This window comes from Streptomyces sp. NBC_00271 (assembly GCF_036178845.1).
In the GTDB taxonomy this organism is placed as follows: domain Bacteria; phylum Actinomycetota; class Actinomycetes; order Streptomycetales; family Streptomycetaceae; genus Streptomyces.
This window is the reverse complement of the sequence record NZ_CP108070.1, coordinates 4,576,641-4,601,764: the sequence shown is the minus strand read 5'-3', so window position 1 is coordinate 4,601,764 and position 25,124 is coordinate 4,576,641. Positions and strand designations below refer to the sequence as shown.

Sequence of the window (25,124 nt, the reverse complement as noted above, 5' to 3'; positions counted from 1 at the left end):
GGCGTGGGACGGGGATGCGGACCGGATCACTGAGAACAGCATGCGCCAGGCCCACCCTGCCCTGGCCGGCCACATGCCATCCCTGTCGGCCCCACCCCGCCCCTGTCGCGAAGGTTCACCTCAGCCGATGCGAGGTGGCTCACCTCAGCGGATGCGAGGTCCTTCCCGACGCCTCGTCGATCTCGTCGTGCGCCTTGGTCAACAGCTTCATCGCCAGTTCGTTGAGCGCCCGCGCGCCCGCGACCTCCTCGCCGACTCTCGGCTGGTTGGAGTCGGAGGGGTGGCGGCTGGCGTACCCGTGAGCGCGTACCTCGTTCCCGTCGGGGAGCCGGAGGAGAGCGGCGGCGCGGGTGCGGTGGTCGTCCTCCTCGAACTCGATCTCGACGTGCCAGCCGACAGCGGTCCGTGCCTGCGCGGCGGCCGGTTGCGACTGTGTCATCTGTGTCATTGCGATCACCTCCGAGGCGGGCCCCGGTCCCTGGTACGGGCCTCGGCCCCTACTACCAGAGTGTGCTTCTTCCCCCGACTCCGCACGGGATGACGCCCGATGGCGACAAGAAGTGACCGAACGACTACGAACCGCCCGTCAAGGGCGCGGTAGAACAATCAGGAGTCATCGCCTCTGGCGCTTCGCCGGTAAGGGCGGATGATCGCGAGCGTCGCGAAAATCAGGAGGACCAGAGCCGCCGATGCCCCGATGAGTCTCCAGTGCAGCGGGATTCCTTGATCAGGATGTGAAAGGACTGCCGCGGCCATGCCCGGCCCCTTCGGGAAGGTGATTCGAGCTCCGTGCGTCACCTCCAACAACCCGCTTTTCAACGTGAGGGAGACGTTCCACGGGCCGTCCGCGACCTGATCGGTCACGATGACGTCCACCGACGCGGACTGGCCGGGCGCCAAGCTCTTTCCGGAGTCGACCGGGTAGGGCCCGGCGCTGATGTTTCCGGACACCTGGGACATCTTCAGGGCGCCGGTGAGGTCCAGAGCGCGGCCACCGGTGTTGTGGACCTTGGCGTGTACGACGGCGCGCCCACTGGCATCACGCTCGGCCGTCATGTCGTCCACCGTGGATCGGGCACGCGGCGGATTGTTGCCGCCCACTGAGAGGTAGAGTCGGATTCCGGTGCGGCTGACCAAGGTGATGCCACTGCCCAGGTCGCGACCGCTGACCTGCGCCCATACGACGCCGTATCGTTCGCCGGGGGCGGCATCCTTCGGAATGGCGATGGTCACGGTGTCACGGGCTCTGGAGTGAGCGGGGATGTCCAGGCTCAGTCGACTGGGCTTGATCCAGGTGGTGAGCTCGTTACCGGTGCTTCCGGCGGCGCCGACGAAGGCACCCCGGCGGATATCGGCGGCGCCGGGGTAGACCGCGACATGCAAGGCGTCGGCCGACTTGTTCGACACCTCGATGCGCCGCTTCACGGTGACACCGGGTTTCAGGCTGTCGACGATGTACTGCCTTGCCCGTGGGTCTTTGACGAGGTCGGCGGGGACATCGACGAGCCGAATACCCACGGCGTCCGGGGGGTTCGGTCGCTGTACCGGATCCGATACGAGGGATGTGGCCGAAGCGGTGCCGGTGGCCACGGCAAGCGCCGTGGCCAATAGCACCGCAAGGGAAAAGAACCTGGGCACAGGGCTTTACGGTTTCCTTTTTTGCGATGAGGACGTACGAGGTCTCAGGCCACGGAGTGGGTGATCGTCGAGCTGTACGTTCCCGCCAGCGCGTTCGCGGGAACGGTGAGATGGATCGTCGGGTTCCAGGTGGCCGAGTTGATGCCGCTCACGCCGGTGGCCACCTGCACGGGGCCAGGGGGATAGAGCGGGTTCAAGTCGCTCGCGGTGACAGTGGCGGTGCCGCTGACCGAGGCCGACGGTGTGGTGTAACTGCTGGAGCCGGGAGCGGAGACGGAGATGTTCTGGGGGCCGCTGAAGTCGACCGCGCTTGCCGTGGCGGTCCAGCCCGCGGTACCGCCTCGGCCGTCTGTCACCGTGACGTTGCCCAGCAGGCTGGAGACCTGTTGCGGACTGCCGCTGACGGCGACGGTGCCGAGATTCACGGGCCCTGTCGGGACACTGATGTCGAGCGTCCCTGACGAGACCTGGACGGTGACCGGCGTATCCGCCGCCGAAGCCGGCATCGGGGATGCCAGTACTGCCACCACCGCTCCGGCGATCAAGGGGCTGATGGCGCTACGAATTCTCATGGGTGCGACCTCGCTTGGCGACCGGAGGGGATTGGGGTGGCACGGCAGGGGCCGATGCGCAATCGCACGCTAAGGGGAACATGATCAAGAAACGCACGGACTCCATTGCGTGGAGGGTCGATCCACTCGGACGGCGGAGTTTGCGGGGCGGCTGACGCGGCTGTGACCGCGATCACCACCAAGGACAGTCCCGACACCTGTCGCCGCCATCAACGCCCGCCCCATCGGACGGTCAACCGGGGCCAACACCGGTTCGCCGCAGTCGAGATGTGCCGTCGAGCCGGGGACTCTCCGGACCTGGAACGACCTGCGCGCTTTCGCCACCCCGCGCCGCCAGGCTCACAGGGTCCCCGGGTCGTGCGAGGTGGCTCGACAGTGACCGGTGACGACAACCAGTGACAGGACAGCTACCGAGGCGGTCGGTGAACGCCCAGGTCACGGGCCCCCGGCCGAACGGGTTTCCCCCCAGGGGTGGCGGTCAGGCAAGATGGGGTGTTACTTGCCGAACGAGGGCATGAAACAGCCCCTCACCAGCGGGTTTCCCGTCGATGAGGGGCCGTGTCAGGCGGCTTGGGCCGTCATGTGCCGAAGGCGCTGCGCGTAACGCCACAGCTGTCATTGGCCCTCTGGCGCGGCCAGGTCCAGGGCGCTCCTTGCTGAGGACAGGAACACTTTGATCGCTTCCTCCGCCTGGTCGCGAAATTCTCCCAACTGGCCCATATCTGTGGGGAACTCTTCGACCGGCCAGGCAAAGTGGAGTGCGTCGCGCAACTGGCTGGCTGGGGCAACCATCGACTCGGGCCCTTCCAGGAGCACTCGCGTGAGAAGCGGTTCGAGATCCTCAATGCGGCTCAAGGCTGAGCCTGCTAGGGCCTCCGGTGTGGCGAAATCGCCGATCTCGATAGCGGCCATCGAGTCGTTTGCCATCCGCAGCATGTCGGTCGCCAGCGCCAGGAGCGCTGCGTACGCCTGTACTCGGGGCTCCCGACGCTGTTGCAACTGCTCACTGTGTAGCTGCAGCCTTACCTGAGTCAGTTGTGCTTCGGCCTGTACGCGGGCTTGCTGCTCCGCCTTCCGCCCAGAGATGTACGCCGAGGCGGTTGCTCCCAGGCTGCCGACCGCAGCGCCGAGCACACCACCGAGAAGCCCTGCTAGTCCCGCGTCCATGGGGAGAGTCTGGCCGATCTTGGCGCCCGCTGTCCCTAGTCGTGGTCAGGCTGCTTGGGAATTTTCATGGTGATGGCCCGCTGCCTTGTACATGGCACTGATGGCTTTCCGGGTCCGGGTCTCGCTGCTCGGCATCAGGTGCGTGTACACGCGGAGCGTGAATCCCGGGTCGCTGTGACCGAGGTACAAGCTCAGCGCCTTGATGTTCTCCCCGGCGTCCAGGAGCACCGAGGCGTAGAAGTGCCGCAGGGCGTGCATGCCGTGCTCGCGGGCCGCCGCGTACCGCTGACCTTTCTCGGGAGCCGGGATGATTCCGGCGGACGCCAGCGCAGGTTTCCACGATTGATCGTTGAACCCGTTGCTCCACAGCGCAGCGCCGACACCGCTCGTGAAGACGAGCCGATGTGTGACCTTCGGCCCGGTCGGCGTCACCCAGGGCAAGGTCACTTCAACCGGCGGGAAACGCTCCATGTGCTCGGCCAATGCCGCCGACACCTCAGGGTCCAGCGGCACGTCACGGAGTTTGCCGCGCTTGGGCGGCGCGAAGACCAGCGACCCGCGGACCTTCTTGACCTGCTGCCGCACGTAGAGCCAGCCGAGATCACCGAGGTTGTCGACCGCCAGACCGAAGATCACTGAGCCCGTAAGCCACTAGTCCGACTCGTTGATATATGGGCGTGTTACCCCCGAACATGCCGAGTGATCCAGTGTGTGCAGTTCAAGCTCGCATCGGATGTAGGAGACATCCGAAACGCTTGAACAAGGAGCACACATGAGTCCTGACCACAGGACACCTACGCCGTCCGGGCCCCTACTGCGAGGCAAGCGCAGGAAGATTGGCGGGCTTGCCACAACCGCGCTGCTGGTGGCGATCGGACTGGTCACCCCCGCCGCGGCCATCGCACACACCGTGACTGGCCACGCGTCCGCCGACGGTAGGTGCGAGAAGCCTGGCATGGGAGCGCTGGACAAGTGTAGGGGGCCGAGGCCGCCGAAGCCGACCCCGACGCCGCCCCCGCCGCCAACGGGCTGCAACGACATCGACTCAGCAGTTCAAGGGATGACCAAGTACGTCTCGGTGGTTTGTAGCGGGCAGGTGCGGGTCCTGTCCGTCAATGAGGCTGGTCCGAATCCGCCGACCCCTGTTGCTAACGGAAGCGGCGTCTTCTGGCAGCTGGTGGGAGGCCCGACCAACGTATTCGACGCCACGCTGTCGGTATTCGATGATCGCCTCCTGGTCACCGAGCTGACTTCAACAGGAGAGGTGTGGCAGGGGGCGTGCACTTCAACGCTGCCGCTGACGGTGCCGTGCACCTTCACGCAGATGCCCACGCCACCGAACACGTAACGAACCTGCTCGCGGCGATCGTGCGGTCTGTCGGAAGCATGCGGCGGTCCGCTCACTACCGTGGCAACACCGGCCGGCTGGGCGACACCGTGCCCCTGGCGTGCCCGTTAGAGAGGCACGCCAGGGCGCCACGGGGAACACCGGAAACAGCTCGAGGTCGCTGCCCAGCCGCTTGAGTGACAGCCGAGGGCGGGCGCGACCTACGTCACGTCGGCGACGGGTGGGCAGTCTCCTGGGCCGTCCCTGGGCCGTCCGAGGTCGCTCGACAGTGACCGGTGACGACAACCAGTGACAGGACAGCTACCGAGGCGGTCGGTGAAAGGCCAGGTCACGGCCCCCCGGCCGAACGGGTTTCCCCCCAGGGGTGGCGGTCAGGCAAGATGGGGTGTATCTGCCCACTGCCGATTTCAAGCGTCCGGACGGTTTCTCTTGGCTGAGTTCATTTACACCATGCGCAAGACGCGCAAGGCGCACGGCGACAAGGTGATTCTCGACGACGTCACCTTGAGCTTCCTGCCGGGTGCGAAGATCGGTGTGGTCGGTCCGAACGGTGCTGGTAAGTCCACCGTTCTCAAGATCATGGCGGGGCTCGAGCAGCCCTCCAACGGTGACGCGTTCCTGTCGCCCGGGTACAGCGTCGGGATGCTGCTGCAGGAGCCCCCGCTCGACGAGTCCAAGACCGTTCTGGAGAACGTCCAGGACGGCGCCGCCGAGATCATGGGCAAGCTCAAGCGCTTCAACGAGGTCGCCGAGCTCATGGCGACCGACTACTCGGACGCGCTCATGGAGGAGATGGGCAAGCTCCAGGACGACCTGGACCACGCCAACGCGTGGGACCTGGACGCCCAGCTGGAGCAGGCCATGGACGCCCTGGGCTGCCCGCCCGGCGACTGGCCGGTCACCAACCTCTCCGGTGGTGAGAAGCGCCGCGTCGCGCTGTGCAAGCTGCTGATCGAGGCGCCCGACCTGCTGCTCCTCGACGAGCCCACCAACCACCTGGACGCCGAGTCCGTGCAGTGGCTGGAGCAGCACCTCGCGAAGTACGCGGGCACCGTCGTCGCCGTCACCCACGACCGGTACTTCCTCGACAACGTCGCCGAGTGGATCCTCGAGCTCGACCGTGGTCGCGCGCACCCCTACGAGGGCAACTACTCCACGTACCTCGACAAGAAGGCCTCCCGCCTCAAGGTCGAGGGCCAGAAGGACGCCAAGCGGGCGAAGCGGCTCAAGGAAGAGCTCGAGTGGGTGCGGTCCAACGCCAAGGGGCGTCAGGCCAAGTCCAAGGCGCGTCTGTCCCGCTACGAAGAGATGGCGGCCGAGGCCGACAAGATGCGGAAGCTGGACTTCGAGGAGATCCAGATTCCGCCGGGCCCGCGTCTGGGCTCCATCGTCGTCGAGGTCAACAACCTCTCCAAGGCCTTCGGGGAGAAGGTCCTCATCGACGACCTCTCCTTCACGCTGCCGCGTAACGGGATCGTCGGCGTCATCGGCCCGAACGGCGCCGGCAAGACCACGCTCTTCAAGATGATCCAGGGTCTGGAGACCCCGGACTCCGGCACGATCAAGGTCGGCGAGACCGTCAAGATCAGTTACGTCGACCAGAGCCGCGAGAACATCGACCCGAAGAAGTCGCTGTGGGCCGTCGTCTCGGACGAGCTGGACTACATCAATGTGGGCCAGGTCGAGATGCCGTCGCGCGCGTACGTCTCCGCCTTCGGCTTCAAGGGCCCCGACCAGCAGAAGCCGGCCGGTGTCCTGTCCGGCGGTGAGCGCAACCGGCTGAACCTCGCCCTCACCCTCAAGCAGGGCGGCAACCTGCTGCTCCTCGACGAGCCGACCAACGACCTCGACGTCGAGACGCTGTCCTCGCTCGAGAACGCGCTGCTGGAGTTCCCGGGTGCGGCCGTGGTCGTCTCCCACGACCGCTGGTTCCTTGACCGGGTCGCGACGCACATCCTCGCCTACGAGGGTGACTCGAAGTGGTTCTGGTTCGAGGGCAACTTCGAGTCGTACGAGAAGAACAAGATCGAGCGCCTCGGTGCGGACGCCGCCCGCCCGCACCGTGCCACCTACAAGAAGCTGACCCGGGGCTGATCGATCTTGCGGCACCTCTACCGCTGCCCGCTGCGCTGGGCGGACATGGACGCGTACGGCCACGTCAACAACGCGGTCTTCCTCCGCTACCTGGAGGAAGCACGTATCGACTTCCTGACCCGCCCGGACAAGCAGTTCAAGCAGGGGTCCGTGGTGGCGCGCCACGAGATCGACTACAAGCGGCAGCTCGTCCACCGGCGCGAGCCGGTGGACATCGAGCTGTGGATCACCCAGATAAGGGCCGCGTCGTTCACGATCACGTACGAGGTCAAGGACGCGGACCAGCTCTACGTCCGGGCCGCGACCGTGGTCGTGCCGTTCGACTTCGAGGCCCAGCGCCCGCGCCGCCTCACCGCCGAGGAGCGCGAGTTCCTGGCGGAGTACCGGGACGACCAGACTGAGGAGGCCGTCGCGGCATGACCGTGACCGCCCTGCACCTCACCGACGAAGGGGAGGCGGCGGACCTCGCCGCCTTCCTCGCCCGGCTGATCCACTACGACCGCGCCGCCGCCGTACGCCTCCAGGTGTCCGGCACCGCGCTCGCGGTCTTCGGCCGGCCGCCGTCGTTCGAGGTCCTCGCGATCCGTACGGCGCGGCTCGCCAAGCCGTACGAGAACGGTCTCGACGTCACCCTCGACGTGACTGTCTCCGCCGGTGAACTCCTGGAGTCCATCGACGAGTCGGCGGCCACCGTCAGCGTTCCCGGGGCCGTCACCGGGCCGCCGTGGGCCGGGGTCCTCCCGCCCCGCGGAGGCTGGCAGCCGGAGCCGGGACTGCCCGGGCCGGACGCCGTACGCGCGATGGTCGCCACCGCGGTCGCCGAATTCCGGTCCCGTACGCAGGAGTTGGCGACCGAGGCCCGTACGCGCGCCGAACTCGACCGCATAGGACGGGAGATCTGGTCCCGGCCGATCGGTGACACCGGCCTTCAGGTACGGGCCGTGCACGCGGCGCAGTCGCTCGGGTTCCTGCTGCCGGTGCGTCAGACCGACCCGGGCGAGAGCCCGTTGAGGCTGTACTCGTCCGGGGCGTGGCTGCGGCTGCGGACGCCCTACGGATCGATCGCCGTCCGCAGGGCGGGACTCGGGGCACTGGACGTCAGCGTCCGCTGATCCCCCCGGGGGGCGCTGTCAGCCGGCCGTGTTGATCATCGAAGCCGCCGCGTACGTCAGGTAGTTCCAGAGCGTGTGCTCGTGCTCCTCGGAGAGGCCGAGTTCGTCCACGGCCACCCGCATGTGCGCCAGCCAGGCATCGTGTGCCGCCTGGTCGACGGCGAACGGGGCGTGCCGCATCCGCAGCCGGGGGTGACCGCGGTTGTCGCTGTACGTCGTCGGGCCGCCCCAGTACTGGATCAGGAACAGCGTGAAGCGTTCCTCGGCCGGGCCCAGGTCCTCCTCGGGGTACATGGCTCGCAGCAGCGGGTCTTCGGCCACTCCCTCGTAGAAACGATGCACGAGGCGCCGGAAGGTCTCCTCGCCGCCGACCTGCTCGTAGAAGGTCTGCTCCTGAAGCGTGCCGCGCCGAATCTCTTTCACCTCACCATCGTCTCAGACCGGGTGACCGAGGACGCAAGGCTTAGGACCAGTGGCCCAGCGCCCCCCGGCGTCCCCGGCGTCCCCGGCGGCCCGGCGGCCCAGCGGGAGTGACACTCGCCTCGCGGCCCGTCCCGCCGCACAGTGGAGGTATGGGCGCGCACGCTCTCGACCACGACCACGATCACGACCACGACCTCGACAACCTCGCCACCCTGGCGCGGGCCGCCCTGGTGCGCGAGATCGACCGGAGCGGGGCCTGGGCCGCCGACCCGGTGTGGCGGGCGGCGTTCGAGGAGGTCCCGCGCCACCTCTTCGTGCCGTACTACTACGTCGGTGCCGTGGGCGGCTTCGAGCGGGTGTGGGGCGAGGACCCCGACCCGCGCAGCCGGGAGCACTGGGTGCGCGGCGCCTACGCGGACGCCCCGCTGGCCACCCGGGTGCGCGACGGCGAGCTGGTCTCCTCCAGCAGCCAGCCGTCGCTGATGGCGATGATGCTGACCGCGCTGGAGGTACGGGAGGGGGACGCCGTCCTCGAGATCGGCGCCGGCACCGGCTACAACGCGGCGCTGCTCGCCCACCGTCTCGGCGACCGCCTGGTGACCACGGTCGACCTCGATCCGGAGATCACCGAGTCCGCGCGCCGGCATCTGGCCACCGCCGGGTACCACCCGACCGTCGTCACCGCGGACGGCGCCCGCGGGGTCCCCGAGCGCGCCCCCTTCGACCGGATCATCGCCACCTGCACGCTGACCTCGATCCCGCGGCCGTGGCTCGCCCAGTGCCGTCCCGGCGCCCGCATCCTGGCGCCGCTGGCCACCGGCCTGATCGCGCTGAGCGTCCGGGACGCCGGGCATGCCGAGGGGCGCTTCCTGCACACGCCGGCCTACTTCGTGCCCCTGCGCGGCGAGAGCCGACCCGAGGAGCCGGAGCCGCAGGACCTGCGCGAGCTGCCGCACCGGGCCCGCGGCGACGAGCTGTTCCGGTTCCTGCTGACCCTGGCAGGGAGCGGCCTCGACCCGCACGAGGCGTACGAGCTGTGGGAGCGCGAGTGTCGGCCCGTGCGCGAGCGGTACGGGGTCACGGTCGACGGCGCGGACGCCTGGGCATGGCTGGACGACCCCGAGGGGCCGTACGCCTGGCCGCTGCCGTGACTCCTGCCGTGACTCGTGCCGCGATTCCTGTCGCGGCCTCCGCCGTCAGCCGCGCCTGATGGTGATCGTCGTCCAGGCGCCGACGTGCACCCGGTCGCCGTCCTGGAGCGGGACCGGCACGAAGGGCTGGATGGGCTCCTCGCCGCCGTTGACCGTGGTGCCGTTGGTCGAGTTCTGGTCGACGACCGCCCAGCTGCCGTCCGGCTGCTGGACCAGGACGGCGTGCTGGTGCGAGACGCCCGGGTCCTCCGGGGGCACCGAGAGGTCGATGTCGGGGGTGTCGCCGGTGGAGTGGCGACGGCGGCCGATCGTCATCTGGTTGCCGGTGAGCGGGCGCTGCTGCTCCGGTGAGTACGCGGGCAGGTTCAGGCCCGCGGCCTCGGGGCCGGAGCGCTGCATCATCGCCATGAAGTACTCGCGGTCGGGACCGATCGTCGCGCTCCAGGACAGCGGCTGGCGCTGCTGCTGGTAGTCGGGACCGGGGCCGGGCGGGGCCTGGGTCGCGCCGGGCTGCGGATAGCCGTAGCCGCCGCCCTGACCCATACCGGGACCGGGACCACCGGGACCACCGGGGCGTCCGCCGGGACCACCCGGTCCGCCGGGCGAATTGCCCGACGGCGGGGAGATCACCCAGTCGTCGTCACCGCCGCCGAAGGACGGGCCCCCGGACTGCGGACCGCCGGGCCCGGGCGGGCCCTGCTGCGGGAACGTGGGAGCGGCCGGCTGCTGGGTGAAGGCCTGCGGCGCGCCGGGGCCACCGGGACCGCCGGGCGTGGGCCCGGGCGGCGGCGGAACCGGACGGGACGGGTCCGCACCGAAGCCGCCGGGACCGGGACCAGGACCACCGAAGCCACCGGGACCACCGGGACCAGTACCAGGACCGCCGGGACCGCCCGGACGGGACGGGTCGCCGCGGAAGCCCGACGGATCCTGCCCGTAGGGCGGAATCGGTTCCGCGGGGCGGTTCATCTGCGAGGGCCGCGAGCCCTGGTAGTCGAACGGGTCGTGACCGGGACCGGTCGCGGGGCGGCCGGGACTGCCAGGCTGCCCCTGCGGGGGCTGCTGGAAGCGCAGCGCCGGATTGGGCATTCCGGGCGCGGGGGACTGCGGACGCGGCGCCGCCGGGGTGTACGAGGTCGCCGTGTTCGTCAGGAAGTTCCACCGGCACTCCTCGCAGAACGGCGCACCGCCCTCACGGGGCGTACGGCACTGCGGGCAGAGCTCCGGCTCGGGATTCGGCACGGCGGACTGGTGCGGTCGCCCACCGGGGGCGCCGGGTCCACCCGGGCCCCCGGGACCGGACGGCGGGGGCGAGCCGGGCGGCGGATAGCCGTAACCGGCGGCGGGCGGCGGCGGTGGAGGGGGCGGAGGCACGGCACCGGCCATGCGGTGACCGCAGACCTCGCACCAGTCGTCGGAACCCGACTGGTGTCCGTTCGGGCAGGTCGGCATGTCGGCGCTTCCCCCTCTCCTTTTCCGGCCGTTATGACCGGGTTTCTCCAGCTCCCAGCGGGAGCCGGGCTCGCTACTTCTTTACACGAACAGTCTTTGTGGACCGTGTCTCAAGGGTCATTTCGTCGGCCTCTTCGACCCTTGCCTTCAATCGCACAGTACCTGCCGCGGCGTCGACCACGTCCACCACCTTCGCAAGCAGTTTCGCAGTATCGGCGTTGCCCGACGCGCTCGCGAGCTGAACGGCCCGGCCCAGCTTGGCCGTTGCCCCGTCGACATCTCCTGATTTGCGAAGATCCAGACCCTGCTGGATGACTTGCGCCAGTTCCGCCTGACCTGTGTAGTGCGCGACCTGGGAGTTGATCCTCGTCGAGGCCACCATGTCGTCGGTCCACACCGCCTTGACGAGCCCCTGGGCGCCGAGGTTGTGCACGCCCCCGTCGCCCTGCGGCACGACGAGCGAGACCCGGGCGGCCAGCATCTCCTGGCCCACTCCGGCCGAGGGGACCTCGACGCACACGTGGTAGTCGCGGGACTCGTCGCCCCAGGACCCGGTGGGGTAGTCGCCGGCGCGCGGGCCCGCCTCGGTGCGGCGGTCGGTCAGCTCCTCGACCGTGGGGGCCACTTGCTTGACGAACTTGATCTCGGTGCCGACCGGCGTCCACAGGCGCAGCGCGACGTCCGCGACCTCCTTGCCCATGGCCGTCTCCATCATCTGCGTGAAGTCGGCGGACAGGGCGGCCGGGTCCGCGACGATGTCGGCCGTGCCGAGCAGGGCCGAGGCGATCCCGGTGACTTCCTTGACCTCCCAGTCCGTACCCACTCCACGCGCGTCACAGGTGAAACGTCCGGCACAGGAGTCGAGGGCGGCCTTGAGGTCCTGCGGCGACTCGTGTTCGTTGCGGCCGTCGGTGAGCAGGATGCCGTGCCGGATCGACACCTCGGCCGAGGACAGCAGTCGGTCGGCGAGGCGCAGCCAGGTGCCGATCGCCGTACCGCCGCCCGCGCTCAGCCTGCGCAGCGCCTCCTTGGCCTGGCCGCGGGTCGCCGCGTCGGCCACCGCGAGGCGACCGCCCGCGGGGTAGACCTCCTTGGCGACGTGCGTGCCGCCGATCACCGCGAAGTGCACGCCGTCGCGCAGGGTGTCGATCGCGGCGGCCGTGGCCTCACGGGCGTTGCGCATCTTGGTCGGCGGGTAGTCCATCGAGCCGGAACAGTCGACCATGATCGCCACGGCGGCGTCCGGGCCCTGGCCCGCCGCGTACTGGTGGGGCGCGCCGACCGCGCTCCCGACGGTGCCGCCGCCGGTGGCGCTCACCGTGACGATCGCGTTGACCTCGCGGCCGCCCTCGGGCAGGTACTCGTTCTGGTACACGTCGACCGAGAACTGCGGCACGTTCGACTTCGAGAAATTGGCCATGCCTTCTTTGTCCCCCTCAAGACCTCCGGTAGTTGGCGGAGGCGATGACTGTATGCGGACCGGTCCCCTCCGGTCCGAAGCCGTCCCCGTAGGCACGGATTGCGCCTTTTCGCGGCCTCAGGCCGATCCTGCCCCCTGTGGCGGGGCCGGGAACGGCACGACGGCCACTGTTACGTTGTCGTGGCCCCCGCCGTCCAGGGCGTGACCCACCAGGACCTGGGCGCTGTGCAGGGGCCTTTCGGCGGCGTCCAGCGGCACGACCTCGGCCATCTCCTCGGCCGCCTCCGCGTAGTTCCACAGTCCGTCGGTGCACACCACCACCACACCCGGCCGGTCCGGCTTGAAGGAAGCGGTGTGCGGCTCCAGTTCGTACGCGTCCGCGCCGAGCCAGCCCGTGATGGCGTGGGCGCGCTCGTCGGCGTACGCCTGTGCCTCGCTCATCAGGCCCGCGGCGACCATCTGCGCGGCCCAGGAGTCGTCCTCGGTGAGCCGGGCGGGGGGTGAACTCCGGTCGACGGGGACCCAGTAGGCGCGGCTGTCGCCGACCCAGCCGACGATCAGCAGGGCGGGGGTGACGACGGCGCCGACGAGGGTGCAGGCGGGCGCGTTCTGGTGCGGGGCGTGCTCCTCGTGCGCGGGGGGCGCCTCGGCCAGCGAGTTGACGGCCTCGGCGGCCGCGAGGATCGCCTCGTGCATGGCCTGCTGCGGGTGGGTGCCGAGCGGCAGCGCCGCCAGCAGCGCCTCGCCCGCCGCCCGGGACGCGGCGAGCGAGGCCTCGTCGGGGCGGGTCGCCGAGGAGACCCCGTCGCAGACGATCGCGACGACCGCGGGGGAGCCGTCCGGCAGCGCGGTCGAGGAGATCGCGAACGCGTCCTCGTTGCGGTGGTGGCGCAGGCCCCGGTCGCTGACCGCGGCCACCGCACCCAACTCCTGCTCCATGTGGTCCCGTTCGCGCGGCTGGGCGTGCCCGCAGTTCTCGCAGTAGCCGTCGCTGTCCACATGGCCCGAGCGGCAGGCGACGCACAGTTTGGTGCCCGCGGGGGGCGTGACGGGTGCGCCGAGGTCGGCGGTCCGTGGATCGACGACGGGCCCGGCGGGGGCTTCGGCCGGCGGGGCGAGCGGGTACTCGTCGGGCTCCGGGGGCCGGTCGAACCGTACGCCCGAAGGCTGCCCACCCGAACGCTGCACGCCCGAGGGGTGGTCGCCCGGCTGCTGGGCCGCCGCGGACTCCGTGTCCGGGTGGGGGAGCTCGGAGCCGCCCGAGTCCGTGCCCCGGATGTCGGTCGCCCGGTGCACCGGCGCGGGCGTGTCGGAGCTCGCCGGCTCCGGCGCGAGGGGCCAGTCCAGGGACGCGGCGGTCTCGGAGGGGCGTGTCGACGAGCCGTTCATGGCGATCGTGGGGTGGTCCTGGGGCGGTGCGGGCACCGCCGACAGGTCGTACCCGCACGCACCGCAGAAACGGTCACCCGCCTCCAGGGGCTCCTCGCAACTGGGGCACCGCGAAAGGGCCGTCGGCTGGGGCATCTGGGACATCAATCACACCCACGTCCGGGGGCGGTAACGGTTGGCACGTTCCACCAGGTCGATCCTCTCCTCGCCGCCCCGCGCGAGGCGGGCCAGCGTGCGGTACGAACGCTCCAGTGCGAAACGCAGACCGCGCTCGTCCACCTCACTGCCGAGCAGCACCGGTCCGCCGCCGGAGTGCTGGGCGGAACTCCGGCTACCGGAGAGTACCCAGTCCAGGGCGCAGCCTAGGACCTCCGTCGACAACTGCTCGCGTCGCACCGCGTCCAGACCGTATCCGTCAAGGGCCTCGACCTGTCCGGCCGCCGCTGTCAGATCGTCCAGGAACGCCGCTGCCGCCGCCTCCTCGGCCAGCCGCTGCCGCAGCCGCGCCCGCACCGCCGCGACCCGCGCCGCCGTGTAGTGGATCGACGACTCCGGTACGGACTCCAGCGTGCGTACGGAGCCGCGGCGGTCGCCCGCCGCGAGCTGCACGCGGGCCAGGCCGAACGCCGAGCTGACATAGCTGGGGTCGGTCGTCCACACCAGGCGGTAGTACTCGCCCGCGTTGTCCAGCTGCCCGAGCACCTCCGCGCACAGGCCGAGGGCCAGCTTCGGCGCGGGCTCGCCCGGGAAGGCGTCGTAGATCGCGTCGAAGGACAGCGCCGCGGTCTCGTGCTCCCCGGTCGCCAGGGCCGCGACGCCCCGGTACCAGACCACCCGCCAGTCGTCGGGGTGGTCCGCCTCCAGCGCCTCCAGTGCCCTGCCCGCACTGGCCAGTTCACCCATCTCCAGCCGGGCCCGCAGCTCGCGCAGGCGCAGCTCCAAAGAGCCGGTGGGCGCCGCGTGCAGCGCGGTGATCAGCTCCGCGGGAGCCGAGGCCATCAGGCCCGCGAGGAAACCGGCGTTGGGGTCCCCCGGGTCGACCAGGGGGACCGGCAGCGCGAGCGCGGTCGCCGCGGCGTTCAGCGGCTTGACCAGAGCGGCCGGGACCGGAGCGGGAGCCAGGGGGAGCGGCGGGGTCCCGTTCACCCCCGCTCCGTTGCTGCCGGGGGGCGGCGCGGGCGCGCGCTTTCTCCCCCGCGGGGGCACCTCGCGTGCCCCCAGCCGTGACACGTCCCCGTCCAGCTGTCCGAACAACTCCGTGTCCGTGACCTTCAGTTCCGGCCCGAACAGGGTGGACAGGGCCGGGCGCGCCCGCCCCGTCTGGAGGGACACGACCTCCCTGAGCACACCCGTCAGCTGCTCCGCCATCTCCTGCGCGGACGCGAACCGGCGCGCCGGATCAGGGTCGGTGGCGCGCACCAGGAGCCGGTAGAAGGACTCGTACGTCCGGAAGACCTCGATGTTGTCCGGGTCCGGCAGGGAGTCCACGAAGACGTTCGTGTACCCCTGGAAGTCGAAGGTCAGCACGGCCAGGGTGCGGGCGACCGTGTAGAGGTCACTCGCCACCGAGGGACCGACCTCGGCCACCTCCGGCGCCTGGTAGCCCACCGTGCCGTAGATGGCCGACTCGTCGTCGTCCATCCTGCGCACCGCGCCCATGTCGATCAGCTTGAGCTGGTCCTCGGTCTGGATCGCGTTGTCGACCTTGAAGTCGCAGTAGAGCAGATTGCGGCTGTGCAGATGGCCGAGCGCCTCCAGGGCCTCGATGCCGTACGCGCAGGCCTGCTCCACCGGCAGCGGATCGCGCTTGCCGTCCGCCGTACGACGGTCGTTGGCGATCTCCTTCAGCGACTTGCCGCCGACGTACTCCATGACGATGTACCCGTCCAGCGAACCCGTCCGCTGGTCCAGGTGCTCCACGAAGTTGTAGATCCGCACGATGTTGGCGTGCTCGATCTCCGCGAGGAAGCGCCGCTCGGAGATCGCCGCCGCCATCGCGTCCTGGTCGCCGGTGTCGAGCAGGCCCTTGAGGACCACCCAACGGTCGGAGACCGCGCGGTCGACGGCGAGGTAGACCCAGCCGAGCCCGCCGTGCGCGAGACAGCCCACCACCTCGTACTGGCCGTGCACGATGTCGCCCGTGTGCAGCTTCGGCACGAACGAGTACGGGTGACCGCACTTGGTGCAGAACCCCTCGGTGCGCCCCACCCGCTCACCGCGCGAACGGCCCACCGGCGCCCCGCAGTCGGAGCGCGAGCAGAACCGCTTCCGCTCGGGCACCTCCGGGTTCTCCAGCACCATCGCGCGCGGGTCGGGCCGCGGTACGTCCGGCACCTGCACCAGCCCGACGCCGAGCCGTCCGCGGCCACTGGAGGCGGCGGTCGAGCCCGAGCTGCGCACCGACACCGAGCGGGCGCTCGCGTTGCCGGACAGCGAGCGCGACAGGCGTCCGGAGACCGAGCGCCGCGACTGGGAGGAGCGCGAGGACGTACGGGAACTGGAGCTGCGCGAACTCGCCCGCGAACTGCTGCCGGAGCCGCGCGAGCCCTTGCCGCCCGCGGTGAGTCCGGTCGGGGGTGAGCCCACCGTGCCGTTCGCCGAGACGACGGGTGCCAGACCGCACGTGTCGCAGTACAGCTCGCCGCCGCCCACGTCCTCGTACGACCCCGGGCAACTGGGCCGCTGGCACTTCTGCTGCTCACTCACACTGCATCACCTTTAGTGTTCATGCGTGCGGCCCCCTACGGTCGGTGGGCCCGCCCTGTTCGGGCACCCGCGGGCTGAGCAGATCGACGGCGGCCCGCTGATAGCGCAGCACCGCCTCCTCCGCCACCCGCAGATCGCAGGGCGCGCTCCACAGCATGCGTCGGGCCGCGTCGTAGCGCTCGATGAGGAACGGGTCCTCCGCGAGGCCGTGCCGGGCCACCTTCGCCTTGTACGCGTCGAGGCGGCCGCGCAGCTCCGCGCGGACCGCGAGCGGCTGGGTGACCGCGGTCAACGACTCGCGGGCGCGCAGCAGCTCGTCCTCGGCCTTCTCCTCCAGCGCCTCCAGGAGGGGCGACAGACGGTGCCACTGGGCGTGTCTGCGGTACTCCGCGGCCGTCGCCAACTGCTCCTGCAGCACCGTCGGCGGCCCGCTGACGGCCGGCACCTCGGACGCGGCGATCTTCGCCAGTACCTCACCGCGGGCGCTCCTCGCCTCCGCGAGCGTGCGGTCGGCGCGACTGAGCACGTCCCGCAGCCGCACGAGGCGGGTCTCCGCGTCCTGGCGGACGGTGAGCACCGCGTCGATCTCCCGGCGCACGTCCTCCAGCGCGCGCGCCTCGCGGTCGTACGTCGTCGTGTCGGGACGTCCGCCGCCGGGCGCCGAACTGCCCTTCGCGGGCGCCCAGAAGGCCAGCGGGTCGGAGACGACCTGTTGACGCAGGGTGCTCAGCGTCCGGGTGATCCGCTCCAGGTCGTCGCCCGCCGGGTGCTCGCCGGGGCGTACGCCCACGGAGTGCGCGAGCTGGCGGGTGCGCTGGAGCTCCGCGGCCAGTAAATCGATCCGGGCGGGCAGCGCGGACCAGACGGCGTCCGCCGCGACGACCATGTCGAGCGAGGACGCGTACAGCTCGTTCATCCGCTCCACCAGTTCGACCAGCGAGAACCGCTCGCTGAGCCTGCCGGTGCCGGCGAGCGTCGGCGCGTTCGCCGCGGCGGTGGCCGAGCCGGCCACCGTGATGCCCGCGCCGCGCAGCAGCTCGGTCAGGTCGACCAGGTCCTCACGGCTCGACCAGCGGCGCCGGGAACGGATGTCGCGGGCGGAGCGCAGCGCGTCCGTGTACGCGTCGAAGTACGCCCACAGCAGCGTGATCGACGCGTCCGCGGTCGACCAGCGCTCCTTGGTCGTGCCCGTGAGCTCGGCGCCTTCGAGGAGTCTGCGGCCCGCGTGGTCCTGCAGGGCGAGGAGCGAGGTCTCGATGGCCTCGTGCTCCGCGCCGAGCCGCGCCAGCGCACGGTCCACCTCGTCCCGGTCCATCACCGGCTCGGGGGGTCCCGTGACGCCCATCGATCACCTCTCGCTCTCGGTCGTGCCCGTCGCTTGCGTTCCCGCCGGCCGCGTCGTCCGCGCCGGCGTCACCCGGTTTCCGTTACTTGTAGTGCGCCGTCGGCGGAGTCGCCGACGGGGAGTCCGCCTTCAGGGTCGCGGACAGCCACTTGGTGTACGAGGCCTGCCAGCCGCCGCTCTTGCGGTAGTCCACGAGCACCTGGTTGACCCGGCGTACCAGATCGTCGGCGCCCAACTTCATCGCCACGCCGTAGTAGTCGTCGGTGAAGGTCTTGCCCTTCAGTTCGACCGTCGGGTCCTGCGCCGCCTGGCTGGCGGCGAGCGCGCCGTCGGTCACCACGGCGTCGACCTGACCCAGCTGCAGCCGCACCAGGCAGTCGAGTTGGTTGGGCACGGTGGTGGTGATGTCGGCGGAGGAGGTGAGCGTGCCCGCCTTCTTGTCGGCCGACAGCTTGTCGTACGCCGTCGAGCCCGCCGCCGAGCAGATCCGCTTGCCCGCCAGCGTGTTGTCGTACCCCTTGATGCCCGAGGTCTTGGGGGCCAGGACCTGCTGCCCGGTCAGGAAGTAGGGGGCCGAGAAGGCCACGTCCTTGAGGCGGGAGCAGGTGATCGTCATGGTGCGCACCACCATGTCGACCTGACCGGACTTGATCGCGGGGATGCGCTGGTTGGTGGGGATGGCGTGGAAACGGACCGCGTTCGGGTCGCCGAGGATCTCCCTCGCGATCTCGTGCGCGAGATCGATGTCGAAGCCTTCCAGGTCGCTGCTCTTCGCCGTGTTGTTCGGATCGCGGTAGCCCCAGCGGTAGCTGTTCTGGTCGACACCGACCGACAGATAGCCGCGCTGCTTGATGGCCGTGATCGTCTTGCCGCTGTCGTCGGAGGACGGGGAGGGGCTCTGGTCCTGCGGGTCGGTGCACGTGTCGGCCCTGGCCTGGATGCCCTGGCCCACGCCCTGGCCGCCGGTGCCCGTGCTGCCGTCCCCGCGTGCGCTGCTCAGCGGCAGCAACAGGGCGAAGACCGCGGTGACGACCAGGGCGAGGGCCATCGCACCCACGCCGCCCCAGCCCCTCAGGCTCGCCCTCAGACGTCGTGCGGTCATCGCCATGCCCCCTTTCACCGCTCCCCCTCTCACCGGTACTCCGAAAGCCTGCGCCCGATGCCCAGCAGGGCGCCCGCCGCGGCCAGCACCGCGAGGACGGCCGCGCCCGCGGGGAGCCCGCTCATCGCGTCCCGGCCGTTGCCTGCCGCCTGCTTGAACTCACTCTCCTCGTGCGTCAGCGCCGCCGCGAGGTTGGTGTCCACGCCGTCGAAGCACTCACCGGTCGGCTTGTCGGCCGCCGAACCGATCACCTTGTTCAAAGCGCCCTGGTAGTCGCCCGAGTCGTCGGCCGTGCGGGCCTCCTGGTGGCGGGACTTCCAGACCTTCATGTTGGCCGTCGCGGCCTCGACGGGCTTCTTGCCCGCCGTGTCGTCGGCGATGCCCTCGGCCAGCGCCAGGCCCTTGGTGAGGGTCTTCATGTCCTGCTGGAAGTCGTAGTCGTAGAGGTCCATGACCTCCGTCGTGGACACCTGCTTGGTCTCCGCGCCCCGGCTGACCAGCGTGAGGTTCTCGTTGCCCCGCGCCTTCAGGGAGGCGATCCGGGCGTCGTGCAGCACGTTCAGTGAGCGGACCCCGTGGTCGTACGAGGAGCTCAGCCCGGCCCGGGCCACGCTGTGCCCGACCACCAGCCAGAGCAGCACCACCGCGGAGGCGGCCGTGGCGGCGACCAGTCCCTGGTTCAACACCCGGTTCGTACGGCGGTAATGGCGTCGCTGGGCCCAGAAGAGCCCGCCGAGCGCGAGGACGCCGAGACCGATCGCGGCCCACGGGTAGGGCTTCGCGTCGGCGTAGTCGGCGCTCAGCCGGGCGTTCTCCCGCTTGTAGAGCTCCTCGGCCGCGGGGAGCATCTGCTGCTGCATCTTCTCGTTCGCGTACCGCAGATACGCGCCGCCGAGCGGATAGCCCTGCCGGTTGTTGGCGCGGGCCCGCTCGATGAGGCCCTTGTACTCCGGCAGCAGCTTGTTGAGCTTGGCGATCGTGTCCGTGGACGGGGACCCCGGATCGGAGTTGGCGGCGGCGGTGATGAGCCCCTGCGCGGCCGTCCGGATGTCCTTCTCGTACCGGTCGCGGGTGTCCGCGCTCTCCTGGCCGCCCGCGAGGAAGCCGCTGGAGGCCGCGGTGTTGGCGTCCGCGAGTGAACGGTAGATGTCCGCGGCGCCGGCGCTCAGCGGCTGGCTGCTGTGCAGCACGTCGTCCGCCGCGCTCGAACGCTCCGTCATCTGCCAGGCGGTGACCGTGCCGAACGCGACGACCAGGAGGGCGAGGACGGCGCCGATGAGGCGCAGCCGGCCCGGTTCCGTCGTCGCCGCGGTGCGCAGGCGGTCCACGCCCTCGGCCCAGGCGGTGCGGCGTGCGGGGGCGGTGTCGGGCGTGGCGGGTCTGCCCGGTGGTGAGGGGGGCCCGGACCGCGGCGCCGTCGCCGGCGCGCCGTACTGGGCCGCTGTCGCGCCGGACTGCGGCGGGACGGCAGGCATCGTGGGCGTGGCCGACTGCCCCGGTGGCGCCGTGCCCTTCGGCGGCTGTGTCACTTGACCTCCCCCATGGTCATCCGTCGGTCACCTCCCCGCGTACGCGGGAGCACGAAGAGAGGTGCACGGCCGCAAGTATCGCCGCCGGGACTGACATCCGCACAGGCCTTGACTCGATCTTGTTCGGATTCCAGCCCACCCTTCGTACAACGGTGGCCCGTTCGGACGGCAGCGCGACCGCGGCGCTCCGCGCCACCCCCTTGACCATGAATACGCGGCCAGTGTGTGTTCGGTTCCCTTTCGAATGTGCCGGTATTGGGGTGTGTGCGAAGGGGAGCTTTCCGGGTGCGGGTGAGTGGGGGCTGGTCGCGCAGTTCCCCGCGCCCCTAAAAGCCGGGCCTGGGGCTCAGCCCCGGCCCCCCAGCGGCGCGGGGAACTGCGCGAACGGCCCGCACCGGCCCGCAGCCGGCGAACCCACCCGGGGGTCTGGGGGCGGAGCCCCCAGTGGGGTCGAAGGGGCGGAGCCCCTGGGGATGGGACGGGTAGGGGCGGCGGGGGCGGAGGAAGGGTTGCGCGAGCCTCCGTGCAGGCGGACGGGGCTGCTCAACCCCCCTCGTAAAAGGCCCGTACGCGGGTGTGGGACTCGGTGGGGGCGTGGACGTGGTCCAGGCCCAGGAGGGCGGCGCCCAGCACGGGGCGGGACGAGATCACCTGGGGGACCGCCTTGGGGGCCTGGGCCGACAGGAGTTCGCGGATCCGGTCGTCGAGTTGGGGATGGCGGGCGGCAAGGACACCGCCCCCCAGGAGGACGGGGGTCTCCTCGGCGAGGAGGTCGAGCCGGGTCAGAGCGACCGTGGCCATCGCGACGACCTCGTCCGCGAGCCGGTCCACGAGAGCGCGAGCGACCTCGTCACCCTCCGCAGCCGTCGCGAACAGCACCGGAGTCAGCTCATGCCGACGGTCGTGCTCGATGTGCTCCAGGTGCAGCGCCTCGATCAGGGCGTACATGGAGGACAGACCGAAGTGGGCCGGGAGGGTGCGGGACAGGTCCGTGGGCCCGCCCCGGCCGTCCTCCGCGCGGGCCGCGTACCACAGGGCCTCCTCCGCCAGGCCCCAACCACCGCCCCAGTCCCCGGAGATCCGGCCGAGCGCCGGGAAACGGGCGGTGCGGCCGTCGGGACGCATGCCGACGCAGTTGATCCCCGCGCCGCACACCACGGCGACCCCGCGCGGCTCCGCTATCCCCGCGCGCAGGATCGCGAACGTGTCGTTGCGCACCTCCACGCTCGTGCCCCACGCGCGCGCGTGCAGCGCGGCCGCCAACTGCTCCTCCTCCACGGGGAGATCGGCGTTGGCGAGGCAGGCCGAGACATGGGCCACGGAGTCGACGCCCGCCTCGGCGAAGGCGCGGGCGACGGCCTCGCCCACGGCGTCCACGGCCACGGCGACCCCGACCACCGGCGGCCGGAATCCCCCGCCGCGCGCGGCCCCGATCACCCGCCCGTCCACGGACACGACCGCGACGTCGGTCTTGCTGTTCCCCGCGTCGATGGCCAGGACCATGCCCTCGGGGTCGGATCCGGCGGCCGTCCCGGCGCCGGGTCCGGATGACGTCATGCCCACGCGAGGTGCTCCCGGTTGTGCGCGATCAGTTGGTCGGTGAGGGCGTCGGCGTACTCGTACTGGCCGATGAGGGGGTGGGCGAGGAGGGTCCGGAAGACCCGGTCGCGGCCGCCGCGCAGGGCGGCTTCCAGGGCCAGGTCCTCGTAGGACGTCACGGCCGCCATCAGCCCCGCGTACAGGGGGTCGACCGGCGGGACCGGCAGTGGCGTCGGGCCGTGCGGACCGACGGCCGCCTGCACCTCGATCACCGCGTCGTCCGGGAGGAAGGGCAAGGTGCCCTTGTTGTAGGTGTTGACCACCTGGTAGGGGCTGCCGCCCCCGCCGAGCAGCGCGGCGGCGAGGTCGACGGCCGCCTCGGAGTAGTACGCGCCGCCCCGCTTGGAGAGCAGCTCCGGCTTCTCGTCGAGCGCCGGATCGCCGTACATCTTCAGCAACTCCCGCTCCATCGCGGCGACCTCCGCCGCCCGTGACGGTTTCGTCCGCAGCTCTCGTACGACCTCGTCGTGCGCGTAGAAGTAGCGCAGGTAGTAGGAGGGGACCACGCCCAGGCGGTCCACGAGGGTGCGCGGCAGGCGCAGGTCGTCGGCGATCGTGTCGCCGTGTTCGGCCAGCAGCTTCGGCAGGACGTTCTCGCCCTCGGGGCCGCCGAGGCGCACCCCCGTCTCCCAGCTGAGGTGGTTGAGACCCACGTGGTCCAGATGGACGTCCACGGGGGCGACCCCGAGCATCCCGGCGAACTTCCGCTGGAAACCGATCGCCACGTTGCACAGCCCGACCGTCCTGTGGCCCGCCTGGAGCAGCGCGCGCGTCACGATCCCGACCGGGTTGGTGAAGTCGATGATCCAGGCGTCGGGGTTGGTACGGCGGACGCGCTCCGCGATGTCCAGCACCACCGGCACCGTGCGCAGCGCCTTCGCCAGACCGCCCGCGCCCGTCGTCTCCTGGCCGATGCAGCCGCACTCCAGCGGCCAGGTCTCGTCCTGCTCGCGGGCCGCCTGGCCGCCGACGCGCAGCTGGAGCAGGACCGCGTCGGCGCCCTCGACACCCGCGTCCAGGTCCGAGGTCGTGACGATCCGGCCGGGGTGCTCCTGCTTGGCGAAGATGCGTCGCGCCAGGCCGCCCACCAGCTCCAGGCGGTCGGCGGCCGGGTCGACGAGGACCAGTTCCTCGACGGGCAGGGTGTCCCGCAACCGGGCGAAGCCGTCGATGAGTTCGGGCGTGTAGGTCGACCCTCCGCCGACCACGGTGAGTTTCATGTGTGTCAACCCTTCACTCCGGTGAGCGTGACGCCTTCGACGAACGCCTTCTGTGCGAAGAAGAACACGAGGATCACGGGGGCCATGACCAGCACGGTCGCGGCCATGGTGAGGTTCCAGTCGGTGTGGTGCGCGCCCTTGAACGACTCCAGGCCGTAGGAAAGGGTCCAGGCGCCGGGGTTCTCGGAGGCGTAGATCTGCGGGCCGAAGTAGTCGTTCCAGGCGTAGAAGAACTGGAAGAGGCCCACGGCGGAGATCCCCGGCTTCGCCATCGGCAGGACGACCTTCAGCAGGGTCTTCAGGTCCCCGCAGCCGTCGACCTTCGCCGCGTCGAGGTACTCGTTCGGGATGGTCATCAGGAACTGGCGGAGCAGGAAGATGGAGAACGCGTCACCGAAGGCCATCGGGATGATCAGCGGCCACAGCGTGCCGGACAGGTCCAGCTGTTTCGCCCAAAAGAGGTACATCGGGATGATGACGACCTGCGGCGGCAGCATCATCATCGAGATGACCAGCATCAGTGACAGGTTCCGGCCCCGGAAGCGGAACTTGGCGAGGGCATAGGCGACGGGGATCGACGACACGACCGTCAGGACGGTGCCGGCACCGGCGTACAGCAGTGTGTTCTTCCACCAGGTGAGGAAGCCGGGGGTGTCGAAGACCTTGCGGTAGTTGCCCCACTCCCAGGTGTGCGGGATGAGGTCGCGGCTGAGTGCCTGCGAGTCGCTCATCAGCGAGGTCAGGAAGACGAAGACGAAGGGGAGGACGAAGAAGAGGCCGGCGGCGACGCCCAGGGCGTGGATCGCGACCCACTCCAGGAGCGCCTTGCGGCGGGCGGTGCGTTCGGCGGGCGAGACCGGGGCCCGCAACTCCACGGGCTTGTCGAGTACTTGTGTCATGGGTGTCAGTCACCTGCCTGGATGAGACCGCCCCGGCGCCGCATCAGGAACGCGGTGAACACCATGGACAGGGCGAAGAGCACGAGCGCGACCACACAGGCGGAGCCGTAGTCGAAGCGCTGGAAGCCGAGGTTGTAGACGAGCTGCGGCAGGGTGAGCGTCGACTTGTCGGGGTAGCCGGGCTCGAACTGCGTACCGGCGCCCTGGATGACGCCCGACGCGACCTTCCCGGCGATCAGTGGCTGGGTGTAGTACTGCATGGTCTGGATCACGCCGGTGACCACGGCGAACATCACGATCGGCGAGATGTTCGGCAGCGTGACGTACCGGAACCGCTGCCAGGCCGAGGCGCCGTCCAGCTCCGCCGCCTCGTACTGCTCCGTCGGTACGTCGAGCAGCGCGGCCATGAAGATGACCATCAGGTCGCCGATGCCCCACAGGGCCAGCAGGGTGAGGGCCGGCTTGGACCAGCTGGGGTCGTTGAACCAGCCGGGGGCCGGGATGCCGACCTTCTCCAGGATCGAGTTGACCGGTCCCGTACCGGGGTTGAGGAGGAAGGCGAAGGCCATCGTCGCGGCGACGGGCGGGGCGAGGTAGGGGAGGTAGAAGAGGGTGCGGAAGACGCCCGTGCCCGTCTTGATCTTCGTGATCAGCAGGCCCACGCCGAGTCCGAAGACGACCCGCAGGCTGACCATGACCAGCACCAGCCACAGGGTGTTGCGCAGCGCGGGCCAGAACAGCGGGTAGTGCTCGAAGACGTAGGTCCAGTTCTTCGTCCCGCTCCACGTCGGCGGTTTGAAGCCGTCGTAGTGCATGAACGAGAAGTAGACGGTCGAGAGCAGCGGATAGGCGAAGAAGACCGCGAAGCCGATCAGCCACGGCGACATGAAGGCGAGGGTGCGCAGCGCCGATCGGCGCCGCTTCGAAGCCAGTGTGACGGTGCTCATGTCCGTGCCCG

At 70.4% G+C, this 25,124-nt stretch carries 21 protein-coding genes and 1 pseudogene; 5 read left to right on the top strand and 17 right to left on the bottom strand.

What is annotated here, in order from left to right; all coding sequences use genetic code 11:
• Positions 1 to 139 precede the first annotated feature (139 nt).
• The 5 genes and pseudogenes from OG798_RS21325 to OG798_RS21305 all read right to left on the bottom strand — a co-directional run.
• Positions 140 to 448: a DUF1876 domain-containing protein gene (locus tag OG798_RS21325; RefSeq protein ID WP_225900309.1), complete on the bottom strand. Its 309-nt coding sequence runs from the start codon at positions 446 to 448 to the stop codon at positions 140 to 142.
• A gap of 158 nt (positions 449 to 606) precedes the next feature.
• A complete protein-coding gene (locus tag OG798_RS21320) occupies positions 607 to 1,590 on the bottom strand; it encodes a hypothetical protein (RefSeq protein WP_328757527.1) in 984 nt (327 codons plus the stop codon).
• A 92-nt stretch (positions 1,591 to 1,682) separates the two neighbouring features.
• Entirely contained in the window at positions 1,683 to 2,210 is a 528-nt protein-coding gene (locus OG798_RS21315) for a hypothetical protein (protein ID WP_328757526.1), read from the bottom strand.
• Between the two features lie 615 nt (positions 2,211 to 2,825).
• Positions 2,826 to 3,377: a hypothetical protein gene (locus OG798_RS21310; protein ID WP_143608135.1), complete on the bottom strand. Its 552-nt coding sequence runs from the start codon at positions 3,375 to 3,377 to the stop codon at positions 2,826 to 2,828.
• A gap of 45 nt (positions 3,378 to 3,422) precedes the next feature.
• Positions 3,423 to 4,010 (bottom strand): annotated as a pseudogene (locus OG798_RS21305) (tyrosine-type recombinase/integrase); the annotation flags it as partial.
• Positions 4,011 to 4,437: 427 nt separating this feature from the next.
• On the opposite strand from OG798_RS21305, the gene OG798_RS21300 reads away from it, so the two are divergent.
• The 4 genes from OG798_RS21300 (at position 4,438) to OG798_RS21285 (ending at position 7,931) form a co-directional block, all read left to right on the top strand.
• On the top strand, positions 4,438 to 4,725 hold the full coding sequence (locus tag OG798_RS21300; RefSeq protein ID WP_143670801.1) for a hypothetical protein: 288 nt from the start codon (positions 4,438 to 4,440) through the stop codon (positions 4,723 to 4,725).
• Positions 4,726 to 5,154: 429 nt separating this feature from the next.
• Positions 5,155 to 6,819, top strand: coding sequence for an energy-dependent translational throttle protein EttA (ettA, locus tag OG798_RS21295; RefSeq protein ID WP_082417016.1), 1,665 nt, complete (start codon positions 5,155 to 5,157; stop codon positions 6,817 to 6,819).
• A 6-nt stretch (positions 6,820 to 6,825) separates the two neighbouring features.
• Positions 6,826 to 7,239: an acyl-CoA thioesterase gene (locus OG798_RS21290; protein WP_095854626.1), complete on the top strand. Its 414-nt coding sequence runs from the start codon at positions 6,826 to 6,828 to the stop codon at positions 7,237 to 7,239.
• A 2-nt stretch (positions 7,240 to 7,241) separates the two neighbouring features.
• Positions 7,242 to 7,931, top strand: a complete 690-nt coding sequence (locus OG798_RS21285; RefSeq protein ID WP_267063832.1) for a hypothetical protein — start codon at positions 7,242 to 7,244, stop codon at positions 7,929 to 7,931.
• 18 nt (positions 7,932 to 7,949) lie between these two features.
• Here OG798_RS21285 and OG798_RS21280 read toward each other — a convergent pair whose 3' ends face one another.
• Complete coding sequence (locus OG798_RS21280; RefSeq protein WP_054231791.1) at positions 7,950 to 8,354, bottom strand: globin; 405 nt, start codon at positions 8,352 to 8,354, stop codon at positions 7,950 to 7,952.
• A 149-nt stretch (positions 8,355 to 8,503) separates the two neighbouring features.
• Here OG798_RS21280 and OG798_RS21275 point away from each other — a divergent pair, with 149 nt between their 5' ends.
• Positions 8,504 to 9,505 carry a methyltransferase domain-containing protein gene (locus OG798_RS21275; RefSeq protein ID WP_095854627.1) on the top strand — a complete coding sequence of 334 codons (1,002 nt, stop codon included), beginning with the start codon at positions 8,504 to 8,506 and terminating at the stop codon, positions 9,503 to 9,505.
• 45 nt (positions 9,506 to 9,550) lie between these two features.
• Here the strand turns inward: OG798_RS21275 and OG798_RS21270 are convergent, their stop codons facing one another.
• The 11 genes from OG798_RS21270 to OG798_RS21220 all read right to left on the bottom strand — a co-directional run bounded on the left by OG798_RS21270 (position 9,551) and on the right by OG798_RS21220 (position 25,113).
• Positions 9,551 to 10,957: an FHA domain-containing protein gene (locus OG798_RS21270; protein WP_328757524.1), complete on the bottom strand. Its 1,407-nt coding sequence runs from the start codon at positions 10,955 to 10,957 to the stop codon at positions 9,551 to 9,553.
• 73 nt (positions 10,958 to 11,030) lie between these two features.
• A complete protein-coding gene (locus tag OG798_RS21265; RefSeq protein WP_095854629.1) occupies positions 11,031 to 12,377 on the bottom strand; it encodes a vWA domain-containing protein in 1,347 nt (448 codons plus the stop codon).
• 117 nt (positions 12,378 to 12,494) lie between these two features.
• Positions 12,495 to 13,913, bottom strand: a complete 1,419-nt coding sequence (locus OG798_RS21260) for a PP2C family serine/threonine-protein phosphatase (protein ID WP_095854630.1) — start codon at positions 13,911 to 13,913, stop codon at positions 12,495 to 12,497.
• Positions 13,914 to 16,472: a serine/threonine-protein kinase gene (locus tag OG798_RS21255; protein ID WP_328757523.1), complete on the bottom strand. Its 2,559-nt coding sequence runs from the start codon at positions 16,470 to 16,472 to the stop codon at positions 13,914 to 13,916.
• A 19-nt stretch (positions 16,473 to 16,491) separates the two neighbouring features.
• A complete protein-coding gene (locus OG798_RS21250) occupies positions 16,492 to 17,817 on the bottom strand; it encodes a hypothetical protein (protein WP_121416122.1) in 1,326 nt (441 codons plus the stop codon).
• Between the two features lie 82 nt (positions 17,818 to 17,899).
• Positions 17,900 to 18,919 (bottom strand): glutamate ABC transporter substrate-binding protein, encoded by a 1,020-nt coding sequence (locus tag OG798_RS21245; protein ID WP_095858068.1) that lies wholly within the window; start codon positions 18,917 to 18,919, stop codon positions 17,900 to 17,902.
• Between the two features lie 29 nt (positions 18,920 to 18,948).
• Positions 18,949 to 20,394 carry a hypothetical protein gene (locus OG798_RS21240; protein WP_267063831.1) on the bottom strand — a complete coding sequence of 482 codons (1,446 nt, stop codon included), beginning with the start codon at positions 20,392 to 20,394 and terminating at the stop codon, positions 18,949 to 18,951.
• Positions 20,395 to 20,991: 597 nt separating this feature from the next.
• Positions 20,992 to 22,005, bottom strand: coding sequence for an N-acetylglucosamine kinase (locus OG798_RS21235; RefSeq protein ID WP_267061804.1), 1,014 nt, complete (start codon positions 22,003 to 22,005; stop codon positions 20,992 to 20,994).
• Positions 22,002 to 23,267: a 6-phospho-beta-glucosidase gene (locus OG798_RS21230; RefSeq protein WP_097225906.1), complete on the bottom strand. Its 1,266-nt coding sequence runs from the start codon at positions 23,265 to 23,267 to the stop codon at positions 22,002 to 22,004. The genes OG798_RS21235 and OG798_RS21230 overlap by 4 nt, the downstream gene beginning before the upstream one ends.
• Before the next feature lie 5 nt (positions 23,268 to 23,272).
• Positions 23,273 to 24,166: a carbohydrate ABC transporter permease gene (locus OG798_RS21225; protein WP_267061803.1), complete on the bottom strand. Its 894-nt coding sequence runs from the start codon at positions 24,164 to 24,166 to the stop codon at positions 23,273 to 23,275.
• A 5-nt stretch (positions 24,167 to 24,171) separates the two neighbouring features.
• Positions 24,172 to 25,113: a carbohydrate ABC transporter permease gene (locus OG798_RS21220; protein WP_067370321.1), complete on the bottom strand. Its 942-nt coding sequence runs from the start codon at positions 25,111 to 25,113 to the stop codon at positions 24,172 to 24,174.
• Between the last annotated feature and the right edge of the window lie 11 nt (positions 25,114 to 25,124).

What these genes read in the sequence shown, in the direction of transcription:
- OG798_RS21230 (WP_097225906.1), bottom strand. Translation starts at nt 23,267, where the DNA reads ATGAAACTCACCGTGGTCGGCGGAGGGTCGACCTACACGCCCGAACTC.
- OG798_RS21275 (WP_095854627.1), top strand. Translation starts at nt 8,504, where the DNA reads ATGGGCGCGCACGCTCTCGACCACGACCACGATCACGACCACGACCTC.
- OG798_RS21240 (WP_267063831.1), bottom strand. Translation starts at nt 20,394, where the DNA reads ATGCCTGCCGTCCCGCCGCAGTCCGGCGCGACAGCGGCCCAGTACGGC.
- OG798_RS21225 (WP_267061803.1), bottom strand. Translation starts at nt 24,166, where the DNA reads ATGACACAAGTACTCGACAAGCCCGTGGAGTTGCGGGCCCCGGTCTCG.
- OG798_RS21245 (WP_095858068.1), bottom strand. Translation starts at nt 18,919, where the DNA reads ATGACCGCACGACGTCTGAGGGCGAGCCTGAGGGGCTGGGGCGGCGTG.
- OG798_RS21310 (WP_143608135.1), bottom strand. Translation starts at nt 3,377, where the DNA reads ATGGACGCGGGACTAGCAGGGCTTCTCGGTGGTGTGCTCGGCGCTGCG.
- OG798_RS21325 (WP_225900309.1), bottom strand. Translation starts at nt 448, where the DNA reads ATGACACAGATGACACAGTCGCAACCGGCCGCCGCGCAGGCACGGACC.
- OG798_RS21250 (WP_121416122.1), bottom strand. Translation starts at nt 17,817, where the DNA reads ATGGGCGTCACGGGACCCCCCGAGCCGGTGATGGACCGGGACGAGGTG.
- OG798_RS21270 (WP_328757524.1), bottom strand. Translation starts at nt 10,957, where the DNA reads ATGCCGACCTGCCCGAACGGACACCAGTCGGGTTCCGACGACTGGTGC.
- OG798_RS21300 (WP_143670801.1), top strand. Translation starts at nt 4,438, where the DNA reads ATGACCAAGTACGTCTCGGTGGTTTGTAGCGGGCAGGTGCGGGTCCTG.
- OG798_RS21235 (WP_267061804.1), bottom strand. Translation starts at nt 22,005, where the DNA reads ATGACGTCATCCGGACCCGGCGCCGGGACGGCCGCCGGATCCGACCCC.
- OG798_RS21265 (WP_095854629.1), bottom strand. Translation starts at nt 12,377, where the DNA reads ATGGCCAATTTCTCGAAGTCGAACGTGCCGCAGTTCTCGGTCGACGTG.
- OG798_RS21220 (WP_067370321.1), bottom strand. Translation starts at nt 25,113, where the DNA reads ATGAGCACCGTCACACTGGCTTCGAAGCGGCGCCGATCGGCGCTGCGC.
- OG798_RS21315 (WP_328757526.1), bottom strand. Translation starts at nt 2,210, where the DNA reads ATGAGAATTCGTAGCGCCATCAGCCCCTTGATCGCCGGAGCGGTGGTG.